The sequence below is a fragment of the Variovorax sp. 3319 genome, from assembly GCF_031456585.1.
Lineage (GTDB): Bacteria > Pseudomonadota > Gammaproteobacteria > Burkholderiales > Burkholderiaceae_C > Variovorax > Variovorax paradoxus_P.
Genome location: NZ_JAVDUZ010000033.1, coordinates 1 through 1,774 on the forward strand (window position 1 = coordinate 1; position 1,774 = coordinate 1,774).

1 protein-coding gene is annotated in these 1,774 nt (G+C 67.0%); it reads right to left on the reverse strand.

The window, feature by feature from the left end; genetic code table 11:
* A partial coding sequence (gene nirB, locus J2X67_RS27685; RefSeq protein WP_309958217.1) for a nitrite reductase large subunit NirB occupies positions 1-1,774 on the reverse strand: 1,774 nt, incomplete at both ends.

The window sequence follows — 1,774 nt, forward strand, 5'->3', positions numbered from 1 at the left end:
TTGCCCCCCACGTACAGCTCCCAGCCCGAATCCACCCCGATCACCCCCACGTCCTTGATCCCCGCCTCCGCGCAGTTGCGCGGACACCCCGAGACCGCCAGCTTCACCTTGTGCGGCGAATACATCGCCCACAGCGCCCGCTCCAGGTCCTTGCCCATTTGCGTGCTGTCCTGCGTGCCGAAGCGGCACCACTCGCTGCCCACGCAGGTCTTCACCGTGCGCAGGCTCTTGGCATAGGCAAAGCCCGACGGCATGCCGATGTCCTTCCACACCCCCTCCAGGTCTTCCTTCTTCACCCCCAGGAGGTCGATGCGCTGGCCGCCCGTGACCTTCACCGTCGGGATCTTGTACTTGTCCGCCGCATCGGCGATGCGCCGCAGCTCGTCCGGCGTGGTGTGGCCGCCCCACATGCGCGGGATCACCGAGTAGGTGCCGTCCTTCTGGATGTTGGCGTGGCTGCGCTCGTTGATGAAGCGGCTCTGCGGATCGTCCCGGGCCTCCTTGGGCCAGGTGGAGATCAGGTAGTAGTTGATCGCCGGGCGGCAGGTCGCGCAGCCGTTGGGCGTGCGCCAGCCCATGCCGCGGTACACCGCGTCATGGCCGAGCCAGTGCTCCTTGCGGATGGCGTCGCGCACATCCTGGTGGCTCGCATCGGTGCAGCCGCACACCGCCTTCTTCTTGGGCGTGGCCGAATAGTCGCCCCCGGCGGTGAACATCAGGATCTGCTCCACCAGCCCGGTGCAGGAACCGCAGCTGGCACTGGCCTTGGTGTGCTTCTTGACCTCGTCCAGGGTGAACAGGCCCTTTTCCTTGATCGCCTTGCAGATGGTGCCCTTGCTCACCCCGTTGCAGCCGCACACCTCGGCCTCGTCGGGCATGCTGGCGGCCTTGTTGTGGCCCTCGTGGCCGGTGTCGCCGATGTTGGATTCGCCGAACATCAGCTTGTCGCGGATGTCGTGCACGCTGCGCCCGTCGCGCAGGAGCTTGAAGTACCAGCTGCCGTCCACCGTGTCGCCGTACAGGCAGGCGCCCACCAGCTTGTCGTCCTTGATGACCAGCTTCTTGTAGACCCCGCCGAAGGGGTCGCTCATGACGATCTCCTCGGTGCCTTCGCCGCCCATGAACTCGCCGGCCGAGAAGAGATCGATGCCCGTGACCTTGAGCTTGGTGGAGGTGAGCGAGCCCAGGTAGCGGCCGATGCCGAACTGCGCCAGGTGGTTGGCCGCGACCTTGGCCTGCTCGAAGAGGGGGGCGACCAGCCCGTAGGCGATGCCGCGGTGGGCGGCGCATTCGCCCACCGAGTAGATGCGCGCATCGGTCACGGTCTGCATGGTGTCGTTGACCACGATGCCGCGGTTGCAGTGCAGGCGCATCTTCTCGGCCAGCTCGGTGTTGGGGCGGATGCCGACAGCCATGACGACCAGGTCGGCGGCCACCTCGGTGCCGTCCTTGAAGCGGATGGCGCGGACCCGGCCGCCTTTGCCGTCCTCGGCGTCGCCCACCAGCTCCTGGGTCTGCGCGCCGATGAGGAATTTCAGGCCCCGGTCTTCCAGGGACTTCTGCAGGAGCTTGCCGGCCACGTCGTCCAGCTGGCGCTCCATGAGCCAGGGCATGACGTGCACGACGGTGACGTCCATGCCGCGCAGCATGAGGCCGTTGGCCGCCTCCAGGCCCAGCAGGCCCCCGCCGATGACGACCGCGTTCTTGTGGGTGCGGGCGGTCTCGATCATGTAGTCGGTGTCGGCGATGTCGCGGTAGGCGATGACGCCCTTCA